Below are 6,364 nucleotides of genomic sequence, written 5' to 3'. Positions count from 1 at the left end.
TTCGTCAGTCGCTAGCAGCGCCGCCGCCCTCGTTGGTGAGGCGGTTTCTAGGCCCAACACCAAACCAAGTCAACAGCCTTTTTCGGAAAAAACACGAATTATCGTAACATGCTGATTTTACAGTTTGAATACCGCCTCAGGGCGCAACGCCCGTCTCTCCGTGCAACCCGACCGGGCAATTGCCAGGGTAGCCGGGAAAGGTTCAGCTTTAACGGGTATCGGCACCGCGTTTGGCTGCTATGTTCGGTGCGCCTGCCCATTCGTCCGACGTGCTTTCGTCCGGCCTGCGCGAGCGATATGAAGCAGGCAACAGCGATCCGGCTGGCAGGAGCAACGGGAACATTGACGCTCCGGTTCATATGTCTGTTAAGGAAACCTCTCCGTCGCAGACATGGAAGTTGAGGACAGATCGTGCCGCAGGATGCAACACTTGAGACCCCATTGGTCCGTCTGGACGCGGGCCTGTCGAGACTTCCCGTCAGCGCCGTTCTGCCGGACCTGTCCGACGCGCTCTCTCGGGGACGGTGCGCCGTGCTGGCAGCCCCCCCCGGGGCCGGCAAGACGACGCTCGTTCCCCTGCACCTGCTGAACCAGCCCTGGCGCGGCGACGGCCGCATCATCCTGCTCGAGCCGCGCCGGCTTGCGGCACGCGCTGCGGCGGGCCGCATGGCCGAACTGCTGGGCGAGGAGATCGGAGAGACGGTCGGCTACCGGATGCGGCTCGAGAGCCGCGTTTCAGCGAAAACCCGCATCGAGGTTCTCACCGAGGGCGTGTTCGCCCGCATGATTATCGACGATCCCGAGCTGTCCGGCGTCGCCGCCGTGTTGTTCGACGAGTTCCACGAGCGCTCGCTCGACGCCGATCTCGGCCTCGCGCTGGCCCTCGACGCCCAGTCGGCGCTGCGCGCGGATCTGCGGATCGTCGTGATGTCGGCGACGCTCGACGTCGCACGGGTGTCGCGCCTGATGGATGATGCGGCCGTGATAGAGAGCGCGGGGCGCAGCTATCCGATCGATGTTCGCCATGCGGACCGGCCAGCCGGCGAGCGGATCGAAGACAGCATGGCGCGGGCGATCCGCGACGCGCACATGGCCGAATCCGGTTCGATCCTGGCGTTCCTGCCGGGACAGGCCGAGATCCGCCGGACCATGGAGCGGCTGGAAACCCGCTTTGGCAGCGACACGATGCTCGTTCCGCTCTACGGCAACCTCACCCAGCGCGAGCAGGACGCGGCGATCCGGCCCCCGCCGGAAGGCAAGCGCAAGATCGTGCTGGCGACCTCGATCGCCGAAACCTCGATCACCATCGACGGCGTGCGCATCGTCATCGACAGCGGCCTGCAACGCCTGCCGGTGTTCGAGGCCTCGACGGGAATCACGCGGCTGGAGACGGTTCGCGTCTCGCGCGCCTCCGCCGATCAGCGCGCCGGCCGCGCCGGCCGGACGGAGCCCGGCATCGCCGTCCGGCTCTGGCATGCCGGTCAGACCGCAGCGCTGCCCGCCTTCACCCCGCCGCAGATTCTGGCGAGCGACCTGTCCGGCTTCGTGCTCGACCTGGCACAATGGGGCGTGACCGACCCGTCGACGCTCCGGTTCATCGACCAGCCGCCGATCGCCAGTCTGGAGGAGGCCCGCGCGCTGCTGCGGCTGCTGGGCGCGATCGACGGCGGCGGCGGCCTGACAGCGATCGGCCGAAGGATGCGCGCCCTGGCCCTGCCGCCAAGGCTGGCGGCCATGGTAATCAACGCGGCAGGCGAAGGACACGGGAGGGCCGCGGCACAGCTTGCCGTGCTCCTGACCGAGCAGGGCCTTGGCGGGACGTCGATCGACCTCGAGGAGCGCCTGCGGCGGTTCAAGGGCGAGCGCGGCGAGCGGGCCGAGGCGTCGCGCAAGCTTGCCGCGCGCATTGCTGCGGCTGCGGGCCCGGACGCGCCGGTCTGCCCGGCGCAACCCGGTGCGCTGCTGATGCACGCCTTCCCGGACCGGATTGCCCTGCAACGGGGCGGTCGCGGGCGCTTTGTCATGGCGAACGGGCGCGGCGCGGAGCTTCCGGAAACCGAAGCCCTTGCCGGCAGCCCGATGCTGGTGATCGCCGACCTGACCGGCCAGGCGGGGCGGCAACGCATTCTTTCTGCGGCGCAGATCAGCCGTGCGGCCGTCGAGGCGGAAATGGGCCACGACATCGTCCGCGAGGACCAATGCGTGTTCGACCCGGCAAGCCGGCAGGTGCGAGCCCGCAAGGTGACGAGGCTCGGCGCGCTCGTCTTCGACGAGACGCCGCTGCCGCGGCCGATCGGCACCAAGGCGGCCCAGGCGCTGGCCGAGGGCGTGCGCCAGCTCGGGCTGCAGGTGCTGCCGTTTTCCAAATCCGGCGGCCAGTTGCGCGAGCGGATCGGCTTCCTCCACCGCAGCGTCGGCGATCCCTGGCCAGATACCGGCGACGATGCGCTGCTCGCCCGGCTCGACGAATGGTTCATCCCGTTCCAGGCGCAGACGCGTGGCCTCGACGACGTTACCCCGGCCAGCCTGTCGGACGGCTTGATGGCGCTGGTGCCCTATGAGGTGCAGCGCGATCTCGACCGCCTGGTGCCGACCCACTTCGAGGCTCCGACCGGGCAACGGCATCCGATCCGTTACGACGGCGCCGAGCCAACACTGGCCATCCGGGTGCAGGAGCTGTTCGGGCTGAGGCAGCATCCCACGGTCGCCGGCGGGCGTTTGCCGCTGCTTCTTGAGCTTCTTTCCCCGGCCCACCGGCCGATTCAGACGACTCGCGATCTCCCCGGGTTCTGGGCAGGCTCGTGGAAAGAGGTGCGGGCGGACATGCGGGGGCGCTATCCGCGCCATCCCTGGCCGGAGAACCCGGCCGACGCCGCCCCGACGACACGGGCCAAGCCGCGTGGTACATGAACGCCAAGCAACGTCCGGCGCGACACCGCACCAACGAGATCCGAGGCCATGACCCAATCCGATATCGCCGATATCAGCCCGAGCAGACGCCTGCGGCTGGAAACCCTGATCCGCCTGCGATGGCTCGCGGTCGCCGGGCAGTCGATCACCGTCATCGTGGTGACCTTCTGGCTCGGCTTCCCGCTGCCCCTGGTGTGGTGTTCGGTGCTGATCGCGTTGCTCGCCAGCGTCAACTTCTACCTTTCCGTGCGCTATTCGCCCGCACACCGGCTGACGCCGGCGGCGGCACTGGCGTTGCTCGCCTTCGACCTTGGGCAACTGATGGCGCTGCTGTACCTGACCGGCGGGCTGGTCAATCCCTTTGCGCCACTGATCTGCGTGCCGGTGATCATCTCGTCGTCGGCACAGCCGATCCGCTACAGCCTGGTCCTCGCGGTCCTGGCGGTCGCCGGCATCACGGCGCTCGCCTTCACGCCGTTTGCCCTGCCCTGGTTCCCCGGAACCCTTCTCGTCGTGCCGCCGATCCTGACGGCCGGGTTCTGGATCGCAATCGTCTCCACGACGGCCTTTGCCGCCTTCTACTCGTACCGGGTCTCGCTGGAGGCATCGGAGCTTTCGGATGCGCTAGCCGCCACCGAACTCGTGCTGCAGCGCGAGAAACACCTGTCACAACTGGACGGACTTGCCGCCGCTGCCGCACACGAGCTTGGAACACCGCTCGCCACCATCAGCGTCGTCGCCAAGGAGATGCAGCGCGAACTTGGCGAGGACCCGCGCTTCGGCGAAGATGTGCAACTGCTGCGCAGCCAGAGCGAGCGATGCCGCGATATCCTGCGGCGGTTGACGACGCTTTCGGCCGAGGACGAGGAGCACATGCGGCTGCTGCCGCTCTCGTCCCTGCTCGAGGAGGTGATGGCGCCGCATCGCGAATTCGGGATCAAGCTGACGCTGATCGAGGAAAGCGGTCGGGCCGGCGAACCGATCGGCCACCGCAATGCCGGTATTCTCTACGGGCTTGGCAACCTGCTGGAGAACGCGGTCGACCATGCCCGGGAAGAGGTCACCGTCACCGTCAGCCACACGGCCGACCAGGTGCGGCTGGTGATCGAGGACGACGGCGAGGGCTACACCCCCGACATTCTGCTGCGGATCGGCGAGCCCTATGTAACGAAGCGGCAGCGCGACGAACGCGCCGGCGGCCTCGGGCTCGGCCTGTTCATCGCCAAGACGCTGCTCGAACGGTCCGGCGCCCGGTTGACCTTCCGCAACCGGCAGGGCGGCGCGCCGGGGGCGCGGGTTGAGGTCGAATGGCCACGGGCGCGCATGGACGTGAACATGGCAAAATGACTTTACCCCTCGCAGTGAACCGGTCATAAGAAAATGGACGTAAAACAAGGGAAAATCAGCGCGGAATTGCGAAAATGACTGAGAAGATCGATACGCCTGCACTCGGGCCGGACGCAAGCGACGCCGACTATATCGGCCCCGACCGCTCGCTCCTGATCGTTGACGACGACGCGCCCTTCCTCAGACGGCTGGCACGCGCGATGGAAGCCCGCGGCTTCTTGGTCGATGTCGCCGAATCCGTCGCCGAAGGCATCGCCAAGGCCAAGGGCGCGCCCCCGAAATACGCCGTCGTCGATCTGCGGCTCGGCGACGGCAGCGGCCTCGACGTTATCGCCGCCATCCGCCAGCGCCGTGACGACACGCGCATCATCATGCTAACCGGCTACGGCAATATCGCAACCGCGGTGAATGCCGTGAAGCTTGGCGCCGTCGACTATCTGGCCAAACCAGCGGATGCGGACGACATTTTTTCCGCCCTAACGCAGAAGCCCGGCGAAAAGGCGGAACTGCCGGAAAATCCGATGTCTGCCGACCGGGTCCGGTGGGAGCATATTCAGCGCGTCTACGAGATGTGTGAGCGCAACGTGTCCGAAACGGCGCGCCGGCTTAACATGCACCGGCGCACGCTGCAGCGTATTCTCGCCAAGCGCGCCCCCAAGTAAACACGGATCGCTCAGTCGAGGCCGCCTGAAACGATCGCGGCCATCTCGGCCCCCTGATCGTTCCGATCCGTCAGAAGCTCGGCCTGCAGCAGCCGGCCTGCGGCAACCCGTGCAAAGGCGAATGTCACCGACTTTCGGGTCGGCGCCGCAAGCCTGTGCTCCGGCGCGTCACGGATCACATGCGCCCCGTACCCGTCAGAGACGATCAACCCGCAATCTTGCGGAAAAATGTCGAGCGGCACGCCGCGATGGGTGGCAAAGAACAGCCGGTCGCAATGGGCGCGATAGTCGGGCCATTTCCGGTCGACACGAAAATCCTCGATCGACGTCTTGATCTCGATGATCCAGATCTCGTTCTTCGGCGAAAGGCAGACGAGATCGGCGCGCCGACCGCTCGCAAGCGTCATCTCCGCCAGCACCGCATGGTTCAGTTCCGCAACGAGGCGCTGGACTCCGCGCCGCACCATCATTGCGCGTTCGGACTGGCGACCGTCGGCCAGCGGGTTGTCGTTGTGCAGCGATATGATTGTCATGGGCGGGCCTTCAACGTACGCGATTCCAGTACCATAGCAGATCGCATCGGATCATGCCTCAACCCGCTCTGATTTCGGGATTGTTGCAAAAAAGCCATCCCCGCCCTTTTTGCCGTTGCACAACCGCCGGCGCTGTGGTGCGCGCTTGCAAAATCCTCGGAATCGAAAATAAAACCGTCTCGACGAACGTCCAGATATCCTGGAACGTCTCACCCCCTAGTTGAAGAGAATTCGATGCGCCTCCGCACTGCCCTGCTTCTATGTGGCCTTGCAGCGTCCACGACGCTTGCCGCGTGTTCGTCCGTCCCCTCCTCCGCTCCGATCGTCGGCGAGAAGGTTGCAACGAACCAGATCTTCACCTCCGGCTACGGCCCGGTAGAGGATCATGGCTATGCATTGCCGGCAATTCCGATCCAGCGCGTGGATCCGAAGTTCCATCGCCAGATCGTCGACTACAAGACCAGCGAAAAACCGGGCACGATCGTCGTCAACACGCCGACGCGCTTCCTGTATTTCGTGCTGCCGGGCGGCAAGGCCGTTCGTTATGGCATCGGCGTCGGCAAGCAGGGCTTTGCTTGGGAGGGCGAGGCCTACATCGCCTGGAAGCAGGAATGGCCGATGTGGCATCCGCCGGAGGAAATGGCCCAGCGCAAGCCGGAAGTGGCGAAATACGTCAAGGAAGGGATGAAGCCTGGCCTGAGCAATCCGCTCGGTGCACGCGCGCTCTATCTGTTCAACGACAAGGGCCAGGACACGCTGTTCCGCGTCCACGGCACGCCGGAGTGGTCCTCGATCGGCACCGCCGCCTCCTCGGGCTGTATCCGCATGATCAACCAGGACATCATCGACCTCTACAGCCGTGTCCGGCCGGGCAAGGGCTCGCGCGTCGTCGTGCAGCAGTAAAGAGCCGAA

At 66.0% G+C, this 6,364-nt stretch carries 5 protein-coding genes; 4 read left to right on the top strand and 1 reads right to left on the bottom strand.

The features are described 5' to 3' along the window. The first annotated feature begins 450 nt into the window (after positions 1–450). From hrpB to JNC62_RS15485, 3 genes are all read left to right on the top strand, one after another. Positions 451–2,910, top strand: a complete 2,460-nt coding sequence (gene hrpB, locus JNC62_RS15495) for an ATP-dependent helicase HrpB (RefSeq protein ID WP_374839920.1) — start codon at positions 451–453, stop codon at positions 2,908–2,910. Positions 2,911–2,958: 48 nt separating this feature from the next. Beyond that, positions 2,959–4,257, top strand: coding sequence for an ActS/PrrB/RegB family redox-sensitive histidine kinase (locus JNC62_RS15490; protein ID WP_374839912.1), 1,299 nt, complete (start codon positions 2,959–2,961; stop codon positions 4,255–4,257). Positions 4,258–4,331: 74 nt separating this feature from the next. Next, positions 4,332–4,919: an ActR/PrrA/RegA family redox response regulator transcription factor gene (locus JNC62_RS15485; RefSeq protein WP_374839911.1), complete on the top strand. Its 588-nt coding sequence runs from the start codon at positions 4,332–4,334 to the stop codon at positions 4,917–4,919. 11 nt (positions 4,920–4,930) lie between these two features. Here JNC62_RS15485 and JNC62_RS15480 read toward each other — a convergent pair whose 3' ends face one another. After that, complete coding sequence (locus tag JNC62_RS15480; protein ID WP_374839910.1) at positions 4,931–5,452, bottom strand: MmcB family DNA repair protein; 522 nt, start codon at positions 5,450–5,452, stop codon at positions 4,931–4,933. 234 nt (positions 5,453–5,686) lie between these two features. On the opposite strand from JNC62_RS15480, the gene JNC62_RS15475 reads away from it, so the two are divergent. Beyond that, the gene (locus JNC62_RS15475) at positions 5,687–6,355 is read left to right on the top strand and encodes a L,D-transpeptidase (protein ID WP_374839909.1); all 669 of its coding nucleotides are present in this window, start codon (positions 5,687–5,689) and stop codon (positions 6,353–6,355) included. The last annotated feature ends 9 nt before the right edge of the window (positions 6,356–6,364 follow it).

The organism is Mycoplana ramosa (genome assembly GCF_041930185.1).
GTDB lineage: Bacteria > Pseudomonadota > Alphaproteobacteria > Rhizobiales > Rhizobiaceae > Mycoplana > Mycoplana ramosa.
Note: the sequence above shows the minus strand (reverse complement) of the source record. Positions and strands in the feature narration are given on the sequence as shown.